Below are 24805 nucleotides of genomic sequence, written 5' to 3' on the forward strand. Positions count from 1 at the left end.
CCCGCCCCCCGAGGAGGCCGCACGTCATGAGTCCCTTCACCGGCTCCGCCGCCCGCACCTCCGACTGGCGGCATCTGCGCGTGGAGCACGCCGACGGGGTCGCCACGGTCACCCTCGCCCGCCCCGAGAAACTCAACGCGCTCACCTTCGGCGCCTACGCCGACCTGCGCGACCTGCTCGCCGAGCTCTCCCGCGAGCGGTCCGTACGGGCCCTGGTGCTGGCCGGCGAGGGCCGCGGCTTCTGCTCGGGCGGCGACGTCGACGAGATCATCGGCGCGACCCTGTCCATGGACACCGCCCAGCTCCTCGACTTCAACCGGATGACCGGCCAGACCGTGCGGGCGATACGGGAGTGCCCGTTCCCGGTGATCGCGGCGGTGCACGGGGTGGCGGCGGGTGCGGGGGCGGTCCTCGCCCTGGCGGCGGATTTCCGGGTCGCGGACCCGACGGCTCGCTTCGCGTTCCTGTTCACCCGGGTCGGGTTGTCCGGCGGCGACATGGGTGCGGCCTATCTGCTGCCCAGGGTCGTCGGCCTGGGCCACGCCACCCGCCTCCTGATGCTCGGCGAACCGGTCCGCGCCCCCGAGGCGGAGCGCATCGGCCTGATCAGCGAAGTGACGGACGAGGGCGGGGCGGACGAAGCCGCGCAGGAGCTCGCCCGCCGCCTGGCCGACGGCCCGGCCCTGGCGTACGCACAGACGAAGGCGCTACTGACGGCCGAGCTGGACATGCCGCTGGCGGCCGCCGTGGAACTCGACGCCTCCACCCAGGCCCTCCTGATGAACGGCGAGGACTACGCAGAGTTCCACGCGTCGTTCAAGGAAAAGCGCCCTCCCAAATGGAGGGGACGATGACCATGACCCCCCTAGAGGCGCGGGGCTGTGTTGAATCTGCGGCTACCGCCGCGCGGGCGCGACCAGCCACGACGAACTCGCACTCGCCTACGGAGCTCAGCCACCCCCTACGAGTCGCGATCATCGGCGGCGGCCCCGGTGGCCTGTACGCCGCCGCCCTCCTCAAACGCCTCGCCCCCGACCGGCAGGTCACCCTCTGGGAACGCAACGCCCCCGACGACACCTTCGGCTTCGGAGTAGTCCTCTCCGACGAAACCCTCGGCGGCATCGAACACGCCGACCCCGTCGTCTACGAGGCCCTCCAGAAGGACTTCATCCGCTGGGACGACATCGACATCGTCCACCGAAGCACCCGCCAGACCTCCTCAGGACACGGTTTCGCCGCACTCGGCAGAAAACGCCTCCTGGAGATACTGCACGACCGCTGCCGAAGCCTGGGCGTCGACCTGCGCTTCCGTTCCGAGGCCCCGTACCCCGACTGGCTGGCACAGGCATACGACCTGGTCATCGCCGCCGACGGAGTCAACAGCAGCACCCGCGAGGCATACGCCGATGTGTTCGGCCCCCAGGTCGCCACCCACCACTGCCGCTACATCTGGCTCGCCGCCGACTTCGCCTTCGACGCCTTCCGCTTCGAGATCGCCGAGACCGAACACGGCGTGATGCAGCTGCACGGCTACCCATACGCCCCCGACGCCTCGACGGTGATCGTCGAGATGCACGAGGACGTGTGGCGTGCCGCCGGTTTCGAGGACCTCGACGAGACGGAGTCCGTCGAACGCTGCGCCAAGATCTTCGCGGAGGCGCTCCGCGGCCGCCCGCTGCGCTCCAACAAGTCGGCGTGGACCACCTTCCGTACGGTCGTCAACGAGCGCTGGTCCCACGGCAACGTGGTCCTGCTCGGCGACGCCGCCCACACCGCCCACTTCTCCATCGGCTCCGGCACCAAGCTCGCCGTCGAGGACGCCCTCGCCCTCGCCGCCTGTCTGGAGGAACAGCCCACACTGGCCGAGGCGTTGACCGCCTACGAGGCGGAGCGCAAGCCCGTCGTCGCCTCCACCCAGCGCGCGGCCCGCGCCAGCCTGGAGTGGTTCGAGAACCTGGGGCTCCACCTCGACCAGCCGCCCCGCCAGTTCGCCTTCAACCTGCTCACCCGCAGCCGCCGCGTCACCCATGACAACCTGCGCCTGCGCGACGCCCGCTTCACCGGAGCGGTGGAGCGAGAGTTCGGCTGTCCGCCCGGTACGCCGCCCATGTTCACCCCGTTCCGGCTGCGCGGTCTGACCCTGCGCAACCGGGTCGTGGTCTCGCCCATGGACATGTACTCGGCGGTCGACGGCATCCCCGGCGACTTCCACCTCGTCCACCTGGGCGCCCGTGCCCTCGGCGGCGCCGGCCTGGTGATGACCGAGATGGTGTGCGTCAGCGCGGAGGGCCGGATCACCCCCGGCTGCACCGGCCTCTACACCGGCCGGCAGGCGGACTCCTGGAAACGGATCACCGAGTTCGTGCACGCCCAGTCGCCCGGCACCGCGATCGGCGTGCAGCTCGGCCACTCCGGACGCAAGGGCTCGACCAAGCTGATGTGGGAGGGCATGGACGAACCGCTGCCCGACGGCAACTGGCCCCTGGTGGCCGCCTCCCCGCTGCCGTACAAGCCGGACAGCCAGACCCCGCGCGAGCTGACCCGCGCCCAACTCACCGACATCCGCGAGCAGTTCACGGCCGCCGCCTGGCGGGCCGCCCGTGCGGGCTTCGACCTCCTCGAACTCCACTGCGCCCACGGCTATCTACTCTCCGGCTTCCTCTCCCCGCTCACCAACCGCCGCACCGACGCCTACGGCGGCTCGCTGGAGAAACGACTCCGCTTCCCACTGGAGGTCTTCGACGCCGTACGCGGGGTCTGGCCCGAGGAGAAGCCCATGACCGTCCGCATCTCGGCCACCGACTGGGCCGAGGGCGGCACGACGGCCGAGGACGCCGTCGAGATCGCCCGCGCCTTCGCCGCGCACGGCGTCGACGCCATCGACGTGTCGACCGGGCAGGTCGTGGCCGACGACCACCCGGAGTTCGGTCGCTCGTACCAGACGCCGTACGCGGACCGCATCCGCCACACCACCGGCCTCCCGGTGATCGCGGTCGGAGCGATCTCCTCCTGGGACGACGTCAACTCCCTGATCCTGGCAGGCCGCACGGACCTCTGCGCCCTCGCCCGCCCCCACCTCTACGACCCCCACTGGACCCTGCACGCGGCGGCCGAGCAGGGCTACGACGGCCCCGGTGTCGTCTGGCCGGCCCCGTACCGCGCGGGCAGCCGCCGCCCCCAGACCGGCCGCACGGATGCCCCCAAGCCCCGCCTGACGCTGGGGACTTGAGGAGATACCGACGCGGATTCCCTGCGGCCGCGCCGTCACACGCCCGCGAACTCGGCCCCCGCGTCCCTCAGCCGTGCATGCAGCTCCCGGAAGACGGCGGCCGAGCGGACGCCGGGCCAGTCCTCGGGGAGGAGGCCGGCGGGCAGGCCGGGGTCGGTGTAGGGGAGGTGGCGCCAGGAGTCGAGGGCGAGGAGGTAGTCGCGGTAGGCCTCCTCGGGCGGGGTGTCCACCCGGTGCTCCCACTCGTGCAGCACGGGCGCGTGCCGGTCGAGGAACGCCTCGTGCTCCTTGGCGATCGCGGCCAGGTCCCACCAGCGGGCGACCGCCTCCTCGGTCGCCGCGAACCCGAGGTGCTCGCCGCGGAACAGGTCCACGTACGGGTCGAGGTGCAGCCGCTGCAGCGTGTGCCGGGTCTCCTCGTACAGCCGGGCGGGGGCGATCCACACCCCGGGCGTAGCCGTGCCGAACCCGAGCCCCGCCAGCCGGGAGCGCAGCACGTGCCGCTTCTGCCGCTCCGACTCCGGTACGGAGAACACGGCGAGCACCCAGCCCTCGTCCTCGGGCGGGGCGGTCGCGTAGATGCGCCGGTCGCCGTCGTCGAGCAACTGGCGGGCGTCCGGCGACAGTTCGTACCCGGCGGCGCCCTGCGCCGTACGGCCCGGCAGCAGTAGTCCGCGGCGTTTGAGGCGGGAGACCGACGAGCGCACGGAGGGCGCGTCCACGCCGACCGCGGCAAGCAGCCGGATCAGTTCGGCGACGGGCACGGGGCCCGGCGCGAAGCGGCCGTACGCGCCGTAGAGCGTGACGATGAGAGACCGTGGTGCATGCTGGTCGGACACGTTGATCATCTTAGGTCTTCGGCATCAGTGCTGGTCACTTTCGGTGTCCCGTTCGACGACACCTTCGATGACACCCGCGACGGCTCCTTCGGCGTCAGGTCGGGTGTCACGGTCCGTGCGCAGTCTGAAGCGCTGCAGCTTGCCGGTCGCCGTGCGGGGCAGGGCGTCCAGGAAGACGATCTCGCGTGGGCACTTGTACGGCGCCAGCTCGGACTTGACGAAGGCGCGCAGGGGTTCGGCGTCCCGCTCGGCGCCCTCCTTGAGGACGACGTACGCCACGACGACCTGTCCGCGCGCCTCGTCGGGCCGTCCCACGACGGCCGTCTCCACCACGTCCGGGTGGCGCAGCAGGGCGTCCTCCACCTCCGGTCCCGCGATGTTGTACCCGGCCGAGATGATCATGTCGTCGGCGCGGGCGACATAGCGGAAGTAGCCGTCGCTTTCGCGAACGTATGTGTCACCGGTGACGTTCCAGCCGTCGCGCACGTAGACGCGCTGGCGCGGGTCGGTGAGGTAGTGGCAGCCGACGGGCCCGCGTACGGCGAGCAGCCCCGGCTGCCCGTCGGGGACGGGCCGGCCGGTCTCGTCCTGCACGCGCGCGTGCCAGCCGGGTACGGGCAAGCCCGTCGTGCCGGGCCTGATCTGCTCGTCGGCCGCGGAGATGAAGATGTGCAGCAGTTCGGTGGCGCCGATGCCGTTGATGATGCGCAGCCCGGTCCGCTCGTACCAGGCCTGCCAGGTGGCCGCGGGCAGGTTCTCGCCGGCCGAGACGCAGCGGCGCAGCGACGAGGTGTCGTGGGCGTCGAGCTCGTCGAGCATCGCCCGGTAGGCCGTCGGCGCGGTGAACAGCACGGAGACCCGGTGCTCGGCGACCGCCGCCAACAACTGCTGGGGATGGGCCTGTTCGAGCAGCAGCGCGCTGGCGCCGACCCGCATCGGGAAGACGACAAGACCGCCGAGCCCGAAGGTGAAGCCGAGCGGCGGGCTGCCCGCGAAGACGTCGTCCGCCTGGGGCTGCAGGACATGCTTGGCGAAGGTGTCGGCTATGGCGAGCACATCCCGGTGGAAGTGCATGCACCCCTTGGGGCGGCCGGTCGTGCCCGACGTGAACGCGATCAGCGCGACGTCGTCGGCCGCCGTGGCGACGGTGGGGTACGGGGTGTCGGGCGCCGTGCGGTGCAGGAGGTCGTCGGGGGCGTCGCCGCCGTACGTCGTGATCTGCAGGCCCGGTATCTCGGCCTTGGCGAGGTCGTCGACGGCGCGTATGTCGCACAGGGCGTGCCGGATCAGTGCCATGTCACATATCACTTCCAGCTCGTGCGGCCGCTGCTGGGCCAGCACGGTGACCGCCACCCCGCCCGCCTTCAGCACCGCCAGCCAGCAGGCCGCGAGCCAGGGCGTGGTCGGGCCGCGCAGCAGGACGCGGTTGCCGGGGAGGATGCCGAGGTCCCCCGTCAGGACATGGGCGATGCGGTCGACGCGGGCACGCAGGTCGCCGTACGTCCACGAAGGCCCGGCAGGGGTGTGGAACACCGGGCGGCCGGGGTCGGCGTGGTCCAGCAGTTCGGCGGCGCAGTTCAGCCGATCGGGGTAACGGAGCTCCGGCAGGTCGAACCGGAGTTCCGGCCACTCCTCGGGCGGCGGGAGGTGGTCGCGCGCGAAGGTGTCGACGTGGGCCGAGACGTTCATGGCGGTGCGCCCCCTTGCCGTTGTGGGCGTCCTGGTGGGCTCGCGCTTCGAGCGTATCGTGTTGGTGACGACAGTCAACGGTGCGCGATATCGTCGAGGGGTCATGTCGAGAAAGGGGACCGCCAATGCCCGTATTCTCGCTCGATCCCGTACAAACCGCCTGGTGTGCCGAGCTGCGCGCCCTCGCCGCCGAACGGCTGCGCCCGCTCGTGGAGAAGGCGGAGAAGAGCGAGCCGGGGCACGTCAACCGCCCCCTGATCGCCGAACTGGGCCAACTCGGCCTCCTGGAGAGGCTGTTCACCTCGGGGGCCCTCGACCTCTGTCTGATGCGGGAGTCGCTCGCGTACGCCTGCACGGAGGCGGAGACTGCCCTTGCGCTGCAGGGGCTGGGCGCCCACCCGGTCCATGCGTACGGCACACCGGCCCAGCGGGAGCGCTGGCTGCCCCGGGTGAGCGAGGGGAGCGCGGTCGCCGCGTTCGCGCTGAGCGAGCCGGGGGCCGGGTCGGATGCGGCGGCGCTGTCGCTGACCGCCGGTTCCGACGGCCCCGACCGCTGGCGGCTCACCGGGGAGAAGTGCTGGATCTCCAACGCCCCCGAGGCCGACTTCTACACCGTCTTCGCGCGCACCACCCCCGGCGCCGGCGCCCGCGGCGTCACCGCCTTCCTGGTGCCCGCCGACCGTCCCGGCCTGACCGGCAGGGCTCTCGACATGCTCTCGCCGCACCCCATCGGCGCCCTCGACTTCGATGCCGTTCCCGTCACCGCGGACGACGTGCTCGGCGAGGTCGACCGGGGCTTCCGGGTCGCGATGGGCACCCTCAACCTCTTCCGCCCCAGCGTCGGCGCGTTCGCCGTCGGCATGGCGCAGGCGGCGCTGGATGCGACCCTCGCCCACACGTCCCGGCGGGACGCGTTCGGCGGCAAGTTGAAGGACCTGCAGACCGTCGCCCACCAGGTCGCCGAGATGGCGCTGCGCACCGAGGCGGCCCGCCTCATGGTGTATGCGGCGGCGACCGCCTACGACGAGAACACCCCCGGTGTCCCGAAGCGCGCGGCGATGGCGAAGCTGCTCGCCACAGAGACCGCGCAGTACGTCGTCGACCAGGCCGTCCAGCTGCACGGTGCCCGCGCCCTGCGCCGCGGCCACCTCCTCGAACACCTCTACCGCGAGGTGCGCGCCCCCCGCATCTACGAGGGCGCGAGCGAGGTCCAACGCGGCATCATCGCCAAGGAGTTGTACGCCGACGCGGAGGCAACGGAGGAACCACGGTGAGCACGGAGCGCGTCAATCCGCCCGACCTCTCCCCGGCGACCGGCTTCTCGCACGCCGTCGTCGCCACCGGCACCCGGATCGTCTTCCTGGCCGGCCAGACCGCTCTGGACGCCGACGGGAAAGTCGTCGGCGACACCCTGCCCGAGCAGTTCGAGCGGGCCCTCACCAGTCTCCTCGCGGCCCTGAGCGCGGCGGGCGGCACTCCCGCGGACCTCGCCCGCGTCACGGCCTACGCCACGGATGTCGCCGCCTACCGCACCCACGCCCCCGAACTGGGGCGTATCTGGCGGGAGTTGGCGGGCCGTGACTACCCGGCGATGGCGGTCGTGGAGGTCGTACGCCTGTGGGACGAGGAGGCGATGATCGAGCTCGACGGGTTCGCGGTACTGCCCTGAGCGGGGCTCACGCCGCGACGGCCGGCCGCTCGGCCGGCAGCCGGTGCGGTGCGACGGCCCTGCCGTCGGGCGTCAGCTCACCGCTGTCGTCGAACACGATCGCGCCGTCGCACAGGAGGCTCCAGCCCTGCTCGGGGTGGGCGGCGACGACGTGCACGGCGAGCTCGTCGAAGGAAGGGCACGAAGTCTGGTGGGAACACATGGCGCACCTCCACGTCGGTCGGGACCGTCCGCCGGTCCCTATGGGTAGACCATCCTCCCGTCCCGAACTCATCGGAACGGCCGGACGTGAAGCGTGACAACACGCGGACAACACCAGGACGGTTCCAGGACCGTCGGGGCGGACTCGCCACCGAGTGGGTGACGGTCACGGCCGTGGGCACGCCCGCCGGGTACCAGTGGAAGCCCACCTACAGGAGGTTTCCCATGAACAAGCGACCCGCCCTGGCTCTCGCCGCCGGTGCTGCCCTGCTCCTGCTCGCCGCTCCCGCCGTGACCGCGGCCCCGTACAGGACCGCGGCCGTGGAGCTGGAGGAGACGGTGACCGTCGACCCGACGGGCCACGTCTCCGCGGACGGCACCGTCACCCTCTCCGGCACCTACCGCTGCACGGACAGCACGGGCGCGGCCTTCGTCAGCTCCTCCGTGAGCACCACGAAGGCCTCCGCGACCCACGGCACCTCGACCCTGATCCAGGGCATCGGCGGCACGGTCGCCGTGTGCGACGGTGTGACACACCGCTGGGAGAACACCAGCAGACCGTCGCCGGCCATCGGCCCGGGCAAGGTCAGCGTGGAGGCCACGGTCGCGGAACTCCGCTTCGAGGGCATCCTGCCGCTGCCCCGCATCCACGCCGACGAGCGGCACGAGGTCATCCTGGCCAAGGGCTGACCACCACGAGTTCGCGCCGCCGGACCCGCCCGGCGGCGCGCACACGCTCGACACTCTACGGATAGGTCGCGCAACGACAAGATATTGTGTAGGCATGCCGAAGGACGCATCCGCACGGCCGGTGGTCAGCCGCCGCCGGGAGGTCGGTGACACGAGCGCCCGGTCGCTGCTGATGACCCTGCTCGGCGAGTACGTCCTGCCCCGCGATCGCCCGGTGTGGACGTCCGCCCTGGTCGAGACCCTGGCACTGTTCGGGATCGAGGAGAAGTCGGCCCGCCAGGCGCTCGCCCGCACGGCCGCTGAGGGCTGGCTGGCCTCGGAGCGGGTGGGCCGCCGGGTGCGCTGGGCGCTCACCCCTCCCGGGCGGCGGCTGCTGACCGAGGGAGCGCAGCGCATCTACGACTTCGGCAGCGGGGAGCGCGTCTGGGACGGCACCTGGCTGGTGGTCCTCGTCTCCGTGCCGGAGTCCAAGCGCGACCTGCGGCACCGCCTCCGCACCCGGCTCAGCTGGGCCGGCTTCGGCTCCCCGGAGCCCGGCGTATGGATCACGCCCCGTACCGACCGTGAGGCGGAGGCGCTGGGCGTCCTGAAGGAACTCGGACTGGCCGACGGCGCGATGTCCTTCACCGCGGCCTACGGCGCCGTGGGCAGCGAGGCCGCCATGGTCGCCCGTGCCTGGGACCTGAGCGAGGTGGAGGAGCGGTACGAGGCGTTCATCGCCGAGTTCACCGGCCTGCACCCGGCGGACGGCGACGCCGTCCTGCACGACCTGACCATGCTGGTGCACGAGTGGCGCCGCTTCCCGTTCCTGGACCCGCGGCTCCCTCCGGAACTGCTCCCCGCGGGGTGGAGCGGCGCCAGGGCGACGGAGCTGTTCCATGGCAAGCACGGGGAATGGAGCACAGCAGCGCGACGGCGGTGGGAGGAGCTTGAGGGCTAGAACGTGGTGAAGCCGGGTACAGTTCGGCAGCGGCTTGTAAGGGGCGCGGGGCAGTATCAATGTGCGGCTCCGCCGCGTGGGCGCGACCAGCCACGACGCACCCGCAGACGGGATCGCCGATCACGCCCCACCATCTGACCGGATCATCTCCCTCAGTACATTGCGGCGGATCTTGCCCGTGGGCGTCCGGGGCAGTTCGGGCAGTGCGATGACCGCACGCGGTCGCTTGAAGGCGGCCAGGCCTTCCCGGCACCAGGCGATGAGTGCAGCCCCGTCGACCTCGCGGCCGGCGCTCGGCACCACGCACGCGACCGGCTTGTCCAGGCCGTCCGCGTCCCGCGCCCCGACCACTGCGGCCTCGGCCACGTCGGGATGGGCCAGCAGCCGCTCCTCGACCTCGGCGGGCGACACCCAGATCCCGCCCGCTTTCAGCAGGTCGTTGGTGCGCCCCAGGCAGGTGTAGGTGCCGTCGCCGTTGCGGACGTACGTGTCGCCGGTGCGCACCCACTCGCCGAGGAAGACCTGCCGGCTGGTCTCGGCCCGGCACCAGTAGCCGGTGGCGGCGGACGCCCCGCGCACATACAGCTCGCCGGGCGTGTCCGCGCCCTCCACGACGCGGCCGTCCACGTCCCGCAACTCCACGGCGTACCCCGGAACAGGTTCGCCGGAGGAACCGGGGTGGACCCGCCCCTGCCGGTTGGAGATGAAGATGTGCAGCAGTTCGGTCGACCCGATCCCGTCCAGGACCTCCACGCCGAACCGCTCCCGCATTCCCCGGTGGATCCGTGCCGGAAGTGCCTCACCGGCCGAGACACCCACGCGTACGGTCGCGAAGGCGTCGTCGGGAATGTCGGGGCTCGCGAGCAGCGCGCCGAGGAAGCCGGGCACGCCGAACAGGACGGTGGCCCGGTCGGCCGCCGCCCGCTTGGCGAACAGCGCGGGCGAGGGCCGCGCAGGCTCCAGCAGGGCCGTCCCGCCGGCGGCCAGCGGGAAGAACATCGAGTTGCCGAGGCCGTACGCGAAGAACAGCTTGGCGACCGACAGACACCGGTCCTCGGGGCCGATGCCCAGCACCTGCCGCCCGTAGTTCTCCGCCACGAACGCGATGTCGGCGTGCCGGTGCATCGCCGCCTTGGGCGTGCCCGTGGTGCCGGACGTGTAGAGCCACAGGGCGGGGGAGTCCGGCCAGGTGGCGTACGTCGTGCCGTCCGCGCCGGAGGTCTGCAACTGCTGCCAGTCGTCGCCCAGTACGAGTCGTTCGACCTCCGGGGCCTCCTGCACCGCCGACCGCACCACGGCGGCGAACTCCGCCGACCCCAGCACCACTCGGCTACGGCAGTCCGCCATCAGCCTGCCCAGTTCGCCGCCGGTGAGCATGGTCGAGGCGGGCACGGCCACCGCGCCGATGCGGAAGGCGGCGAGGATGCCGGTGAACAGTTCGATGTCGTCCGCCATGCAGAACAGGACACGCTCCTCGGGCCGTACCCCGAGGGCACGCAGCCCGGCGGCCACCCGCCGGACCTCGCCGGACAGCTCTTCGTAGGTCAGGCTCCGGGTGGGCGTGACGACGGCCGTGCGGCCGCCGTTCCCGTCCCTCACCTGCCGGTCGACCAGCCAGTCCGCCGCGTTGAACAGCTCGGGCATCAGGGCCGCCTCACACCAGTCGTACGTACTCGTAGTCGAACGGTTTGCCGTTGATGCCGTTCACCGGCGGCGCCACCCAGCTCGCGATCTTCCCGCGCTCGTACACGGGCTGCATCAACGACCGTACGAACGCCAGGTCCTCGGTGGTCGGCAGCCAGTGGTCGCGGCTCGCCTCCCAGGTCTTCTCGTCGACGATGGTGCCGTCGGGCGTGATGTGGTGTCCGGCGGCGAGGCCGACGTGGCGGTTGAAGCCGGGGTGCGGGAGCTGCAGCCGGAAGTCGATGCCGTGCTCGTCGAGGATGCGGTTCCAGCGGTTGACGCCGGTCCTGCAGTCGGCGATGTACTCGTCGCGCAGGTCGAGATTGAGGGCGAGCAGGGCCGGGACCTCGTCGACCGCCCAGGAAGCGTCGCCGTCCGGCTTGTCCAACCGGACGCCGTCGTCGGTGAGCCGGTGGTCGTCCTTGCGCCGCTCCTCCTGCCAGCGGCCCTTGAGCCCCGCGGTGTAGTAGTTCGCCGCGTTGGTGGAGGTCTCGCTGCCGAACAGGTCCAGGGACACCGTGTAGTGGAAGTTGATGTACTTCTGGACGACGTCGAGCGGGATGCCGCCGCAGGCGGCGATGTCCGACGTGTCGTGTTCGCGGGCGAGTTGGGCGCTCCTGGTGACCACCCGGTCGACGCCGGTCGTCCCGACCATCATGTGGTGGGCCTCCTCCTTCAGCATGAAGGTGCAGGTCCGCGACAGCGGATCGAAGGCGCTCTCCTTCAGCGAGCCGAGCTGGTACTTGCCGTCCCGGTCGGTGAAGTACGTGAACATGTAGAAGGCGAGCCAGTCGGCGGTCTCCTCGTTGAACGCGCCGAGAATGCGCGGCGAGTCGGGGCTGCCGGAGTTGCGGTGCAGCAGCGCCTCCGCCTCGTCACGGCCCTCCCGCCCGAAGTAGGCGTGCAGGAGGTACACCATCGCCCACAGATGCCGCCCCTCCTCCACGTTGACCTGGAAGAGGTTGCGCAGGTCGTACAGGCTCGGCGCGCTCAGCCCCAGCAGGCGCTGCTGCTCCACCGAGGCGGGCTCGGTGTCGCCCTGGACGACGATCAGCCGCTGCAGATCGGCGCGGTACTCGCCGGGCACCTGCTGCCACACCGGCTCGCCCTTGTGCTCCCCGAAGGCCACGCGCCGGTCGGGGGTGGGCTCCGCCAGGAAGATGCCCCACCGGTAGTCGGGCACGTTGACATGGTCGAAGTGCGCCCAGCCGTCCCGTCCGACCGACACGGCCGTCCGCAGATAGACGCCGTGGTTCTCCAGCGCCGGGCCCATCTCGCCCCACCAGCCGAGGAACTTGGGCTGCCAGCCCTCCAGGGCGCGCTGCAGCCGGCGGTCGTCGGCGAGGCCGACATTGTTGGGGATCTTGGAGTCGTAGTCGATGTCCGTGGGCATCGGGTCACACTCGCTTCCGGTCGTAGACCGCCCGCTGCCCGGTGCCGTAGCGGCGCAACGCACCTTCCGGACCCGAGGCGTTGGGGCGTACGAAGATCCAGTTCTGCCATGCGCTGAGCCGACCGAAGATCTTGGTCTCCATGGTTTCCGGTCCGACGAACCGGTGGTTGGCCTCCATCCCGGTCAGCGCGTCCGGGCTCAGCGCCGCCCGCTGCTCCAGGACGAGCCGGACCTCGTCCTCCCAGTCGATGTCGTCGGGCGCGTCGGTGACGAGTCCCAGTTCGCGTGCCTGGGCGGCGCTCAGCGGCTGCCCGGCCTCCCGGCGCAGCCAGTCGAGGTGGTCGTCCCGGCCGTAGAACCGGGACTGGAGCCGGGACAGCCCGTTGCCCATGGGGAAGACCCCGAAGTTGGCCTCGGACAGGGCGAGTTGCGCCCTCTTCCCGCTGTCCGGGTCCTCGATCGGCGGTCCGTCCAGCATGTACTGCAGATCGCAGGCCAGGGCGAGCTCCAGCAGCAGACCCGCAAAGCAGCTGCCCGGCTCGATCAGCGCGACGAGACTGCGGCTGGTGACGTCCAGCCGCTTCAGGGTGCGCTTGTAGTAGTGCAGGATCTCGTTCGCCAGCCAGTGGTCCCTCGTGCTCAACAGCCGCTGTTCATGCGCGAGTACGAGCGCGGGGTCGCCCTCGGTGCGCAGTACCCAGGTGCCCGGCTCGGGCTCATTCGTCCTCAGGTGCAGGATCACGTCGTCGAGTTCGCGGGTGAGGGTGAGCAGCCAGCCGTCCCCGCTGTCGTCTTCGGGTCCTCGTACGGTGAGGTGGACGACCCCGGCGGGACGGTCGAACTCGGCCCGCACATACCGATAGAAGACCCCTTGCTCATTGAACTCCCTTTCCAGCGGGTCGAGTCGGATCCCCTGAACATCCGCCGGACGGGGATTGCGGGCAGCCGCCTCCCTCGCCCGCTGCTCGACGACCGCACGGAACTCCCGCCGCGGCACGACCTCGTCCACCAGCCGCCAGTCCACCGCCGTCTTGCCCCGCACACCGTCACTGCGGGTGGCGAAGACGTCGGCCAGGTCCTTGCGCACCCGGCGCTTGTCGGTCAGCCGGGTCAGCCCGCCCGTGCCGGGCAGCACCCCGAGGAGCGGCACCTCGGGAAGCGCCACCGTCGAGGAGTTGTCGTCGATCAGCAGGATCCGGTCGCACGCGAGCGCGAGCTCGTAACCGCCGCCCGCGCAAGGGCCGTTGACCGCGGCGATGAAGGTGAGCCCCGAGTACTCGGAGGCATCCTCCATGCCATTGCGGGTCTCGTTCGTGAACTTGCAGAAGTTCACCTTCCACGCGTGCGGGGAGGCCGCGAGCATCCGGATGTTCGCCCCGGCGCAGAAGACCTTCTCCTTGGCGCTGGTCACCACCACCGCCCGCACCTCGGGGTGCTCGAACCGCAGCCGCTGCAGCGCGTCGTACAGCTCGATGTCGACGCCCAGGTCGTAGGAGTTGAGCTTCAGCTCGTACCCCGGAACCAGACCGCCCTGCTCGTCGACGTCCAGTTCGAGCCAGGCGACCGGCCCGTCGGTCCACAGTTTCCAGTGCCGGTACGTCTTGGGACTCCGGTCGAAGGACACCACCACCATGCCGAGCGCCTCCTCGCGCCGGTGCGGGTACCGATAGCTCGATGGTCTACAGAAGAACATCAGTGCGTCAAGGTTCTGTAGAACAAAAAGAGGGGGCCGAAACGACGATGATGTGATCGTGAGTGTCGGGAAGAGACCGAGGAAAGGGCCATGGCGAAAGAGCGAGTGACGGTGTGCGTTCCCCCGTGCGATCCGGGGGACGTCGTCGAGGCCATCGGCGCGGCCATGGCGCCCTACGACTACAACCGTGACGCCGGAGTGGGCGATCCGGACGTCGAGACCTGGTGGGACTACTGGCAGATCGACGGCCGGGGCTGCGAGTTCCTGGTCGTCCCCGGCCATGAGGACGACCCGCGCCTCATCCGGGGCGCCAAAGCCCTGTCCGGAGCGCCGCGCAATGTCCCGCCGTCACTGTGCGACGGCGGGCCACGCGCGCTGCTGGATCTCGAAACGCCGCGTGCGCAGGCGGCTGCTCAGGCGCGGCGGGCGTTCGAAGCGTGGCAGGACTTCTCCGCCGCCTATCCGCCCGCCCTGCCGTCGAGCCATTTCTGGGCCAGGCACTTCGCCGACCCCGAGGGCTACCCGCGGGCACAGCTCCTGGAGGACTACCGCACCCAGCCGGTCATCGTGGCGCTCGGCAACAACCCCGATCTTGAGGAGCTGATCGGCGGCAACCCGGTCGCCCGCCTGACCGGTGACGTCGAAGCGTACGTACGGTCAGCCGCCGACAAGGCCCTGCCCTCGAACGCCCTGCTGACCCTGGACGGCCACTGGCTGGACGTCGCGAACGCCGAGCGGCGCCGCCACTTCAACGACTACCTCGACGCCCTGCCGGCCGACACGCTCGTCGTGCGGGTCCTGTACCACGGGTGAGGCGGTGGCTCAGATGTCCCGGAAGATCTCGATCTGCGCCCCCACCGAGTTCAGCCGCTCCGCCAGATCCTCGTAACCCCGGTTGATGACGTACACGTTGCGCAGCACGGACGTGCCGTCGGCCGCCATCATCGCCAGCAGGACGACCACCGCGGGCCGCAGTGCGGGCGGGCACATCATCTCGGCGGCGCGCCAGCGGGTCGGGCCCTCGACCAGTACCCGGTGCGGGTCGAGGAGTTGGAGGCGGCCGCCCAGGCGGTTCAGGTCCGTCAGATAGATCGCGCGGTTGTCGTAGACCCAGTCGTGGATCAGGGTCTTGCCCTGCGCCACGGCGGCGATGGCGGCGAAGAACGGGACGTTGTCGATGTTCAGGCCGGGGAACGGCATCGGGTGGATCTTGTCGATCGGCGCCTCCAGCTTGGAGGGCCGCACGGTGAGGTCCACCAGCCGGGTACGGCCGTTGTCCGCGAAGTACTCGGGCGTGCGGTCGTGGTCGAGCCCCATCTCCTCCAGGACCGCCAGTTCGATCTCCAGGAACTCGATCGGCACGCGCCGCACGGTCAGTTCCGACTCCGTCACCACCGCGGCCGCCAGCAGGCTCATCGCCTCGACCGGGTCCTCGGAGGGGAAGTAGTCGACGTCGACGTCGATCTGCGGCACGCCGTGCACGGTGAGGGTCGTCGTACCGATGCCCTCGACCTTGACGCCCAGCGCCTCCAGGAAGAAGCACAGGTCCTGGACCATGTAGTTGGAGGACGCGTTGCGGATGACGCTGACACCGTCGTGGCGGGCGGCGGCCAGCAGCGCGTTCTCGGTGACGGTGTCCCCGCGCTCGGTCAGTACGATCGGCCGGTCGGGCCGCGCCGTCCGGTCCACCAGGGCGTGGTACTGCCCCTCGGTGGCGGTGATGTCGAGACCGAACCGGCGCAGCGCGATCATGTGCGGTTCGATGGTCCGCGTGCCCAGGTCGCAACCGCCCGCGTACGGCAGCTTGAAGTGGTCCATGCGGTGCAGCAGCGGACCGAAGAACATGATGATGGACCGCGTCCGTACGGCGGCGTCGGCGTCGATGGCCGCCATGTCCAGCTCGGCGGGCGGCACGATCTCCAGGTCCACACCGTCGTTGATCCAGCGGGTACGCACACCGATGGAGTTGAGCACTTCGAGGAGCCGGTAGACCTCCTCGATCCGCGCCACCCGGCGCAGCACCGTGCGGCCCTTGTTGAGCAGGGAGGCGCACAGCAGCGCGACACACGCGTTCTTGCTCGTCTTGACGTCGATGGCGCCGGACAGCCGACGGCCGCCGACCACCCGCAGATGCATCGGCCCCGCATAGCCCAACGAGACGATCTCGCTCTCCAGGGCTTCACCGATTCGGGCGATCATCTCAAGGCTGATGTTCTGATTGCCGCGCTCGATGCGGTTGACGGCACTCTGGCTGGTGCCGAGCGCCTCCGCGAGCTGGGCCTGTGTCCAGCCCCGATGTTGCCGGGCGTCACGGATGAGCTTGCCGATGCGTACGAGGTAGTCGTCTGCCATGGGGTTGAGGTTATCTCAGATATGAGATGAGGCATGTGAAGGGGGTCCATTCGGGTGACGGACCGTCAACGTCGCCTCATGGGAGGTCGGTGGGCGAATGCCTCCCTTCGGCCGGACGGGCTTCCCCGTGGCGGGTCGAGTACCCAGGCTTGACGCAGTGATGGGCGCTCGCGCCAAATATCCCTTTTCGCCAGATAATCGCCTAGCGGGCCCGGTCGTGCGAGCGGGGCGGGCGGAGTCGTCGGGGCGCGGTTGTGACGAGGCCGGGCATGACCATTCCGGCCCCATGTACTAGAGTTATCTCGACATCGAGATATCTGCCGAGGAGCACCACAGCCGCCATCCTCGGTAAGGCCTACCTAACTTAGCCTTACCTTAGCGGATCGGCCGAGATGCCGTGGCGGCAGGATCGTGGTGAGTACGCGCACATCAATGAAGGAGACTGTCGTGTCGGCGAACAGCTTCGACGCCCGCAGCACGCTGCAGGTGGGCGACGAGTCGTACGAGATCTTCCGGCTGGACAAGGTGGAGGGCTCGGCCCGACTGCCGTACAGCCTCAAGGTCCTGCTGGAGAACCTGCTCCGCACGGAGGACGGCGCGAACATCACCGCCGACCACATCCGCGCCCTCGGCGGCTGGGACTCCCAGGCGCAGCCCAGCCAGGAGATCCAGTTCACGCCCGCCCGCGTGATCATGCAGGACTTCACCGGCGTTCCCTGTGTCGTCGACCTCGCCACCATGCGTGAGGCCGTCAAGGAGCTCGGCGGCGACCCGGCGAAGGTCAACCCGCTCTCCCCGGCCGAGCTGGTCATCGACCACTCCGTCATCGCGGACAAGTTCGGCACCCACGAGGCGTTCGCGCAGAACGTCGAGCTGGAGTACGGCCGCAACCGTGAGCGCTACCAGTTCCTGCGCTGGGGCCAGACCGCCTTCGACGACTTCAAGGTCGTCCCGCCGGGCACCGGCATCGTCCACCAGGTCAACATCGAGCACCTCGCGCGTACCGTCATGGTCCGTAACGGCCAGGCGTACCCCGACACCCTCGTCGGCACCGACTCGCACACCACCATGGTCAACGGCCTCGGCGTGCTGGGCTGGGGCGTCGGCGGCATCGAGGCCGAGGCCGCCATGCTCGGCCAGCCGGTCTCGATGCTCATCCCGCGCGTCGTCGGCTTCAAGCTGACCGGTGAACTCAAGCCCGGCACCACCGCCACCGACCTCGTGCTGACCATCACCGAGATGCTCCGCAAGCACGGCGTCGTCGGCAAGTTCGTCGAGTTCTACGGCGAGGGCGTCGCTGCCACCTCCCTCGCGAACCGCGCCACCATCGGCAACATGTCGCCGGAGTTCGGCTCGACCGCCGCGATCTTCCCGATCGACGACGAGACCATCAAGTACCTCAAGCTCACCGGCCGCTCCGAGCAGCAGCTCGCGCTCGTCGAGGCGTACGCCAAGGAGCAGGGCCTCTGGCTGGACCCGAAGGCGGAGCCGGACTTCTCCGAGAAGCTCGAGCTGGACCTCTCCACGGTCGTCCCCTCCATCGCCGGCCCGAAGCGCCCGCAGGACCGCATCGTCCTCGCGAACGCCGCCGAGCAGTTCAAGCAGGATGTACGCAACTACGTCGACACCGTGGACGAGGCGGGCCAGGAGTCCTTCCCGGCCTCCGACGCCCCGGCCATCCACCCCAACGGCGCCCCGTCCAACCCGGTCACCGTGACCGCCCCCGACGGCTCGACGTACGAGATCGACCACGGCGCGGTGACGGTCGCGGCCATCACCTCCTGCACCAACACCTCCAACCCGTACGTCATGGTCGCCGCCGCGCTCGTCGCGAAGAAGGCCGTGGAGAAGGGCCTGACCCGCAAGCCGTGGGTCAAGACCACCCTCGCCCCGGGTTCGAAGGTCGTCACCGACTACTTCGACAAGGCGGGTCTGACCCCGTACCTGGACAAGGTCGGCTTCAACCTCGTCGGTTACGGCTGCACCACCTGCATCGGCAACTCCGGCCCGCTGCCGGAGGAGGTCTCCAAGGCCGTCAACGACCACGACCTCGCGGTCACCTCGGTCCTCTCCGGCAACCGGAACTTCGAGGGCCGTATCAACCCCGACGTCAAGATGAACTACCTGGCCTCCCCGCCGCTGGTCGTCGCATACGCCCTCGCCGGCTCCATGAAGGTGGACATCACCAAGGACGCCCTGGGCATCGACCAGGACGGCAACCCGGTCTTCCTCAAGGACATCTGGCCCTCCGAGGCCGAGGTCAACGACGTCGTGGCCAACGCCATCGGCGAGGACATGTTCAACAAGTCCTACCAGGACGTCTTCGCGGGCGACGCCCAGTGGCAGGCGCTGCCGATCCCGACCGGCAACACCTTCGAGTGGGACGCCGAGTCGACGTACGTCCGCAAGCCCCCGTACTTCGAGGGCATGACGATGGAGACCACCCCGGTCTCCGACATCACGGGCGCCCGCGTCCTCGCCAAGCTGGGCGACTCGGTCACCACCGACCACATCTCCCCGGCCGGTGCGATCAAGGCCGACACCCCGGCCGGCAAGTACCTCACGGAGCACGGCGTCGAGCGCCGCGACTTCAACAGCTACGGCTCCCGCCGCGGCAACCACGAGGTCATGATCCGCGGTACGTTCGCCAACATCCGCCTGCGCAACCAGATCGCGCCGGGCACCGAGGGCGGCTACACCCGCGACTTCACCCAGGCCGACGCCCCGGTGTCGTTCATCTACGACGCCTCGCGCAACTACATCGAGCAGGGCATCCCGCTGGTCGTCCTGGCCGGCAAGGAGTACGGCTCCGGCTCGTCCCGCGACTGGGCGGCCAAGGGCACCGCGCTCCTCGGCGTCAAGGCCGTCATCGCCGAGTCGTACGAGCGCATCCACCGCTCGAACCTCATCGGCATGGGCGTCCTGCCGCTGCAGTTCCCGGAGGGTGCGAACGCCGAGTCCCTCGGTCTGACCGGCGAGGAGACCTTCTCCTTCGCGGGCGTCGAGGAGCTCAACAACGGCACCACGCCGCGCACCGTCAAGGTCACCACCGACACCGGCGTCGAGTTCGACGCGGTCGTCCGCATCGACACCCCCGGTGAGGCCGACTACTACCGCAACGGCGGCATCATGCAGTACGTGCTGCGCAGCCTGATCCGCAAGTAAGCGGCGCAGCAGGGCAGTTGAGGGCCGCATCCCCGGTACGCCGGGGGTGCGGCCCTCGCCGCGTCCATGCCGGGAGATCCCAGGTCATCACCCACCCTCAGGTGGAACACAGGGTTCCCTCAGCGGACCGGGACAGTATCGAGACATGTCAGGCACCTCCGCGTCCCGAACCGGCCGGGTCCGTGTCCTCATCGTCGACGACGAACCCGCGCTCACCGAAGTGCTGTCCGTCGCCGTCACCGAGGCGGGCCGGCGGCCCTACCCGGCCGCCGACGGTCGCAGCGCCCTGCGGATCGCCCGCGGCTGCGCCCCGCACGCCGTCGTGCTCGACGGGATGCTGCCCGACCTGGACGGCATCCAGGTCCTGCGCCGGCTCCGGTACGAGAACCCGAAGCTCCCCGTCCTCATGCTCACCGCCCGCGACGCCGTGGAGCACCGCATCGACGGCCTCCACAACGGCGCCGACGACTACGTGACCAAGCCCTTCTCCCCGGAGGAGGTCGTCCTCCGGCTGCGCGGCCTGCTGCGCCGGGCCGGCACAGAGGGCACCCGGGCCGACGACTCCGTACGCGTCCTCGGCGACCTGGTGCTGAGCGGACAGACCCGTGAGGTGCACCGCGCAGGCCGGCCGATCAGGCTCACGGCCAGGGAGTTCGACCTGCTCAGCCTCCTCCTCGACCACCCGCGCCAGGTGCTCGGCAAGGACCGGATCCTCGACCACGTGTGGAACAGCTCCTTCGACGGCGGCGGCAACCTCGTCGAGGTCCACATCTCGAGCCTGCGCCGCAAGATCGACAAGGGCCGGGCGTCGATGATCCACACCGTGCGGGGGACGGGGTACACCATCAGGCCCACGGAGTACGGCAGATGACCGCCCGCCCGGTCGCCCGCTCCCTGCGCGCCCGCCTGCTGCTCTTCGTCGGCGCCACCCTCGTCGTCGTGTGCGCGGCGATGACGTTCACCACCGCCGTGGTCCAACGGTCCTCCCTCATGGGCGAGTTGGACGGCCGCGTCACCAACGCCGCCGAGCGCAGCCTGGGCGGGGCCGCTCTGCACCCGGGCGACGAGGCGAACCTCTCCTTCCTCACCGAGAACGGCCAGCCCGTCGGCATGCTCGCCGCCCGCCTCGACGACCACGGCAGGGTCATCTCGGCGGCGATCGTCAGCCAGGACGCCCCGCCGCAGAACCTGACCACCGCCCAGCGCACCGCCCTGAAGGGCATCGCGCCGGGCGGCTCCAAGCACACCGTCGCCGTCCCCGGCCTCGGCACCTACCGGATCGCCGGGCTCGACTCGGACGGGATCCGCGTCCTCGCCGGACTCCCCATGGACGACGTACAGAACATGATCGACGGACTGCTCGAGGCGGAGGCGGTCGTCGCGGCCGCCGGCCTGTCCCTCGCGGGCATCGTCTGCGCGGTGGTCATACGACGCCAGCTGCGCCCCCTCGGCCGGGTCGCCGCCACCGCGGTGGAGGTCTCCCGCTCCCCGCTCGGCCGCGGCGAGGTCACCGGCCTCACCCGCGTCCCCACCCGGGACACCGACCCCGCCAGCGAGGTCGGCCAGGTCGGCGCCGCCCTCAACCGGATGATCGACCACGTCGAGTCCTCCCTCGCCGAACGTCGGCGCAGCGAGGAACGCATGCGGCGCTTCCTGTCCGACGCGAGCCACGAACTGCGGACCCCCCTCGCGTCCATCGCGGGCTACGCGGAACTGATGAACCGCGGCACGGACCGCATCGAGCCGGTGCTGGCCTGGCGCCGCGTCTCGGCGGAGTCGGCCCGTATGACAGGGCTGGTGGAGGACCTGCTGCTGCTTGCTCGCCTTGACGAGGGCCGGCCCCTCCAGTCCGCCGAGGTCGACCTCGCGGCCGTGGTCGCCGAGGCCCTCTGGGACGCCCGAGCGGCAGGCAGCGGCCACGACTGGCAACTCGCCCTCTCCCTCGACGAGGCCCCGGCCCTGGTCACCGGCGACGAGGCCCGTCTCCACCAGGTGCTGGCCAACCTGCTGGCCAACGCCCGTGTGCACACGCCCGCGGGCACGACGGTGGTCGCGGAGGTTGAAGCGACGCCGGAACGGTGTGTCGTCCGGGTGCGGGACGACGGGCCCGGTATTCCGGCCGAATTGCTGCCGAGGGTTTTCGAGCGGTTCACCCGTGCGGACATGTCCCGTACCCGGACGCCGGGGGCGGACGGCGGGTCGGGGCTGGGGCTGGCGATTGTGGAGTCCATCGTCTCGGCGCACGGGGGCCGCAGCGAGGTGCAGAGCGCCCCGGGGCGCACCGAGTTCACCATCGAGCTACCGCCGGCGGGCGTCGCGTGCGCGGAACGGACAAGAGCTGTTGCCTCCAGGTGACAACTCGATCACGCACTTCACCGGCGACATGGAACACTGTCAGCGGCGTGTTGATGCCGGAATGAGGTGCGGAAGATGAGCAGCGGGTTACTGGGACGCGCACTCCACGACCGCGGCGACCCGCCCCTGCGCCCTCTGCCCGACCAAGTGACCCAGCTCCTGCGCGACTTGGACGCGCCGCCCCGCCTGGCGGCCCATCTCAGAGCCGTCCACGACGTGACGCATCAACTCCTGGACTGGATGGCACGGGAGCATCCGTCGATCCGACTGGACCGCGATGCGACACTGTTCGGGGCGGCCACGCACGACATCGGGAAGACGGCCCACCCCGCCGAGCTGTCGGGCCCCGGTTCCTCTCACGAGGCCGCCGGGCGCGAGTTGTTGCTGGCCCATGGCACAGCCCCGGAGCTGGCCCGGTTCGCGGCGACGCACGCCACCTGGACCCGGCCGGACGTCGACCTCGAAGAGCTGCTGGTGAGCGTCGCCGACAAGATCTGGAAGGGCAAGCGGGTCCAGGAGCTGGAGGACCTGGTCGTCGCGCGTCTCGCGGAAGCGAGCGGACGGACGGTCTGGGAAGAGTTCCTGTCCTTTGACGACCTGCTCACGGCCATCGGCCAGGACGCCGACGCGCGATTGGCCTTCCAGGCGGCGTATCCGGTGGAGCGAGTGCGCTGAGCCGGCGGGATCAGAAGCCGAGGAGTGCGGCGAGGTCGATCTCGACGGGGAACGGCAACTCGGTGACCAGCTTGTCGTGGTGCACCGGATGCGACGGCGCGGGAAAGTACGAGAGCGTGTCCGCGTTGAGCCAGTACTCGTGCACCGCCAGCTTCTGGTCCCGGTCCAGTTCCACGCGCCAGTAGTAGGGGACCTTGCTCGCGGAGAAGAGCGCGGGCTTGCGTACGCGGTCGTCCTGGCGGGAGCCGGGGGAGACCACTTCCACGACGAGCGACACCTTCCCCACGGGGACACACTCAAGCTCGAAGAAGTCCAGCTTCCGTGGATCGAAGACGATCACGTCGGGCTTGGGCGTGTTCTGGTCATCGACCATGACGCATTGCTCGGCCACGACCTCGTAGGGCTGGGTACGTGCCGCCTCCAGGGCGGCCGCGATCTTGTCCCGTACACGGTTGTGCCAGAACTTGGTCTGTCCTCGAACCACGATCCGTCCGTCCACGAGTTCCCAGTCGAAGGGCAGCTCCAAGTCCTTGACCTGGTCGAAGGTCCAGCCGTCGGCCGGCGGGAACATCCAGGTCTCCTCGGTGGCCCGTCCCTGCTGGGGTGTGGTCATCACTGCTCCCATGGACGCCAGTGTGGACGCCGATACGCGGCATGATCGTACGTACGAAGGTACCGCCACCCGAAGCGGATGGGGGTACCTCCCAGGCCCTTAAGGCCCTGGGGGAGCCACGGCACACGGTTGACGCGCGTCGAGCCCCCCGTCACGCCATACGGCCCCCGCGCCCCCCGTTTACAACTGACCCAACCAGCGCTATTTTCCCCACACGCGGGGTGGGAGCGCTCCCATACGGCGACGGACCGGAACCCGACGCCCTCGGGTCGCCCCCGCCCCGCCCATACCTGCACACCCGCATCCACCCGGCCGTACCTGAAGGGCTCAGATGTCATGATCCTGACAAAAGTGCGCCGACCGGCGCGCCGATTAACCACCAGGGCTCTCTTCTTCGTCCTCGTCTCGCTCCTCGCCGCCATCCCCGCCTTCGCCCTCGTCGTCACGGCGGGCGGCGAGGCGGAAGCCCACGGCACTCCCATGAAACCCGGCAGCCGTACCTTCCTCTGCTGGCAGGACGGCCTCACCGGCACCGGTCAGATCAAGCCGATCAACCCGGCCTGCAAGGCGGCCCAACAGGTCAGCGGCACCACGCCGTTCTACAACTGGTTCTCCGTGCTGCGCTCCGACGGCGCCGGCCGCACCCGCGGCTTCGTCCCGGACGGGCAGCTGTGCAGCGGCGGCAATCCCAACTTCACGGGCTTCAACCTCCCGCGCAACGACTGGCCGCTCACCCATCTGACCTCCGGCGCGACCGTCGACTTCTCGTACAACGCCTGGGCGGCGCACCCGGGTTGGTTCCACGTCTACATCACCAAGGACGGCTTCGACCCGACCAAGCCGCTCTCCTGGGACGCCATCGAGGACAAGCCCTTCCTCAGCGTCGACCACCCGCCCCTCAACGGCACCCCGGGCACGGTCGAGGCCAACTACTCCTGGACGGGGCAGCTGCCCGCCAACAAGTCGGGCCGCCACATCATCTACATGGTCTGGCAGCGCTCGGACAGCGCGGAGACCTTCTACTCCTGCTCCGACGTCGTCTTCGACGGCGGCAACGGCGAAGTCACGGGCATCCACGACCCCGGCAACCCGACCGACCCCGTGCCGGGCAAGTGCGAGGCCGTCCGCAGGACCACCAACAGCTGGAGCGGCGGCTACGAGTCCGAGGTGACCGTCACCAACACCGGCGACGTCCCGATGCTGGGCTGGATGGTCGACTGGACGCTGCCGAGCGGCCAGAAGGTCGACAGCCTGTGGAACGGCAACGCGACCTACAACGGCCAGGGCGTGATGGTCCACAACGCCGACTGGAACGGCTCGCTGGATCCGGGGAAGAGCACGACCTTCGGATACGTCGTCGCGGGCGCCGGCGGTGACCCGGCGACGAGCCTGCCCTGCCGGGTGGGCTGAACCGCCGCTCAGGGCGGACCCGGTGGTGGTGGGTCGTTCCACCGGGTCCGCGAGCCGGTGCAGGCCGGGGGAGTACCTGCCCGGGGGGTGCTGGCTTGGGGCGACACCGAAGTGGCGACGACAACGTTGTCGCGTGGCCTGCATCAAACCCTACCGCCTCAACCGACAACGCTGTCAAACCAGTTGACGCGGACGGGCCCCCCAACGCG

General features: G+C 70.2%; 20 protein-coding genes. 12 read left to right on the forward strand and 8 right to left on the reverse strand.

The features are described 5' to 3' along the window. The first annotated feature begins 26 nt into the window (after positions 1-26). Both IH68_RS0126615 and IH68_RS0126620 read left to right on the forward strand, forming a co-directional pair. The gene (locus tag IH68_RS0126615) at positions 27-854 is read left to right on the forward strand and encodes an enoyl-CoA hydratase family protein (protein ID WP_030939740.1); all 828 of its coding nucleotides are present in this window, start codon (positions 27-29) and stop codon (positions 852-854) included. Then, the gene (locus tag IH68_RS0126620) at positions 851-3229 is read left to right on the forward strand and encodes a bifunctional salicylyl-CoA 5-hydroxylase/oxidoreductase (RefSeq protein WP_234341600.1); all 2379 of its coding nucleotides are present in this window, start codon (positions 851-853) and stop codon (positions 3227-3229) included. Before IH68_RS0126615 ends, IH68_RS0126620 begins: the two co-directional genes overlap by 4 nt. Before the next feature lie 35 nt (positions 3230-3264). Here IH68_RS0126620 and IH68_RS0126625 read toward each other — a convergent pair whose 3' ends face one another. Both IH68_RS0126625 and IH68_RS0126630 read right to left on the reverse strand, forming a co-directional pair. Continuing rightward, the gene (locus tag IH68_RS0126625; protein WP_030939744.1) at positions 3265-4077 is read right to left on the reverse strand and encodes a PaaX family transcriptional regulator C-terminal domain-containing protein; all 813 of its coding nucleotides are present in this window, start codon (positions 4075-4077) and stop codon (positions 3265-3267) included. Positions 4078-4092: 15 nt separating this feature from the next. Next, complete coding sequence (locus tag IH68_RS0126630; protein WP_030939746.1) at positions 4093-5757, reverse strand: AMP-binding protein; 1665 nt, start codon at positions 5755-5757, stop codon at positions 4093-4095. A 125-nt stretch (positions 5758-5882) separates the two neighbouring features. On the opposite strand from IH68_RS0126630, the gene IH68_RS0126635 reads away from it, so the two are divergent. After that, complete coding sequence (locus tag IH68_RS0126635; protein WP_030939748.1) at positions 5883-7031, forward strand: acyl-CoA dehydrogenase family protein; 1149 nt, start codon at positions 5883-5885, stop codon at positions 7029-7031. Continuing rightward, positions 7028-7426 (forward strand): RidA family protein, encoded by a 399-nt coding sequence (locus IH68_RS0126640; RefSeq protein WP_030939750.1) that lies wholly within the window; start codon positions 7028-7030, stop codon positions 7424-7426. Before IH68_RS0126635 ends, IH68_RS0126640 begins: the two co-directional genes overlap by 4 nt. Positions 7427-7433: 7 nt before the next feature. On the opposite strand, the gene IH68_RS0126645 is transcribed toward IH68_RS0126640, so the two are convergent. Beyond that, the gene (locus tag IH68_RS0126645) at positions 7434-7628 is read right to left on the reverse strand and encodes a DUF5999 family protein (protein ID WP_030939754.1); all 195 of its coding nucleotides are present in this window, start codon (positions 7626-7628) and stop codon (positions 7434-7436) included. A gap of 224 nt (positions 7629-7852) precedes the next feature. Between IH68_RS0126645 and IH68_RS0126650 the strand changes: the two genes are divergently transcribed. Both IH68_RS0126650 and IH68_RS0126655 read left to right on the forward strand, forming a co-directional pair. Further along, entirely contained in the window at positions 7853-8317 is a 465-nt protein-coding gene (locus IH68_RS0126650; RefSeq protein WP_030939756.1) for a DUF6299 family protein, read from the forward strand. 94 nt (positions 8318-8411) lie between these two features. Next, the gene (locus tag IH68_RS0126655) at positions 8412-9257 is read left to right on the forward strand and encodes a PaaX family transcriptional regulator C-terminal domain-containing protein (protein WP_030939758.1); all 846 of its coding nucleotides are present in this window, start codon (positions 8412-8414) and stop codon (positions 9255-9257) included. Between the two features lie 120 nt (positions 9258-9377). On the opposite strand, the gene IH68_RS0126660 is transcribed toward IH68_RS0126655, so the two are convergent. The 3 genes from IH68_RS0126660 to boxC are packed head-to-tail and all read right to left on the reverse strand — an operon-like array spanning position 9378 to position 13966. Then, positions 9378-10901 (reverse strand): benzoate-CoA ligase family protein, encoded by a 1524-nt coding sequence (locus IH68_RS0126660; protein WP_030939759.1) that lies wholly within the window; start codon positions 10899-10901, stop codon positions 9378-9380. Positions 10902-10911: 10 nt separating this feature from the next. Further along, on the reverse strand, positions 10912-12333 hold the full coding sequence (gene boxB, locus IH68_RS0126665) for a benzoyl-CoA 2,3-epoxidase subunit BoxB (RefSeq protein ID WP_030939762.1): 1422 nt from the start codon (positions 12331-12333) through the stop codon (positions 10912-10914). A gap of 4 nt (positions 12334-12337) precedes the next feature. Continuing rightward, positions 12338-13966 (reverse strand): 2,3-epoxybenzoyl-CoA dihydrolase, encoded by a 1629-nt coding sequence (boxC, locus tag IH68_RS0126670; RefSeq protein WP_030939764.1) that lies wholly within the window; start codon positions 13964-13966, stop codon positions 12338-12340. Positions 13967-14116: 150 nt separating this feature from the next. Between boxC and IH68_RS0126675 the strand changes: the two genes are divergently transcribed. Then, on the forward strand, positions 14117-14839 hold the full coding sequence (locus tag IH68_RS0126675) for a hypothetical protein (protein WP_030939766.1): 723 nt from the start codon (positions 14117-14119) through the stop codon (positions 14837-14839). Positions 14840-14848: 9 nt separating this feature from the next. On the opposite strand, the gene IH68_RS0126680 is transcribed toward IH68_RS0126675, so the two are convergent. Continuing rightward, on the reverse strand, positions 14849-16378 hold the full coding sequence (locus tag IH68_RS0126680; protein ID WP_030939768.1) for a helix-turn-helix domain-containing protein: 1530 nt from the start codon (positions 16376-16378) through the stop codon (positions 14849-14851). A gap of 447 nt (positions 16379-16825) precedes the next feature. On the opposite strand from IH68_RS0126680, the gene acnA reads away from it, so the two are divergent. The 4 genes from acnA (at position 16826) to IH68_RS0126700 (ending at position 22573) form a co-directional block, all read left to right on the forward strand. Continuing rightward, the gene (acnA, locus tag IH68_RS0126685) at positions 16826-19543 is read left to right on the forward strand and encodes an aconitate hydratase AcnA (protein WP_030939771.1); all 2718 of its coding nucleotides are present in this window, start codon (positions 16826-16828) and stop codon (positions 19541-19543) included. A 145-nt stretch (positions 19544-19688) separates the two neighbouring features. After that, positions 19689-20414, forward strand: a complete 726-nt coding sequence (locus tag IH68_RS0126690) for a response regulator transcription factor (protein WP_030939773.1) — start codon at positions 19689-19691, stop codon at positions 20412-20414. Continuing rightward, positions 20411-21898: a sensor histidine kinase gene (locus tag IH68_RS0126695; RefSeq protein WP_030939778.1), complete on the forward strand. Its 1488-nt coding sequence runs from the start codon at positions 20411-20413 to the stop codon at positions 21896-21898. Before IH68_RS0126690 ends, IH68_RS0126695 begins: the two co-directional genes overlap by 4 nt. A gap of 75 nt (positions 21899-21973) precedes the next feature. Next, entirely contained in the window at positions 21974-22573 is a 600-nt protein-coding gene (locus IH68_RS0126700) for an HD domain-containing protein (protein ID WP_030939779.1), read from the forward strand. Positions 22574-22583: 10 nt separating this feature from the next. On the opposite strand, the gene IH68_RS0126705 is transcribed toward IH68_RS0126700, so the two are convergent. Next, entirely contained in the window at positions 22584-23198 is a 615-nt protein-coding gene (locus tag IH68_RS0126705; RefSeq protein ID WP_030939781.1) for a Uma2 family endonuclease, read from the reverse strand. Between the two features lie 324 nt (positions 23199-23522). Here IH68_RS0126705 and IH68_RS0126710 point away from each other — a divergent pair, with 324 nt between their 5' ends. Next, entirely contained in the window at positions 23523-24596 is a 1074-nt protein-coding gene (locus IH68_RS0126710; RefSeq protein WP_030939783.1) for a lytic polysaccharide monooxygenase auxiliary activity family 9 protein, read from the forward strand. The last annotated feature ends 209 nt before the right edge of the window (positions 24597-24805 follow it).

Origin of the sequence: Streptomyces sp. NRRL S-646 (genome assembly GCF_000720765.1) — a bacterium.
Classification (GTDB): Bacteria; Actinomycetota; Actinomycetes; order Streptomycetales; family Streptomycetaceae; genus Streptomyces.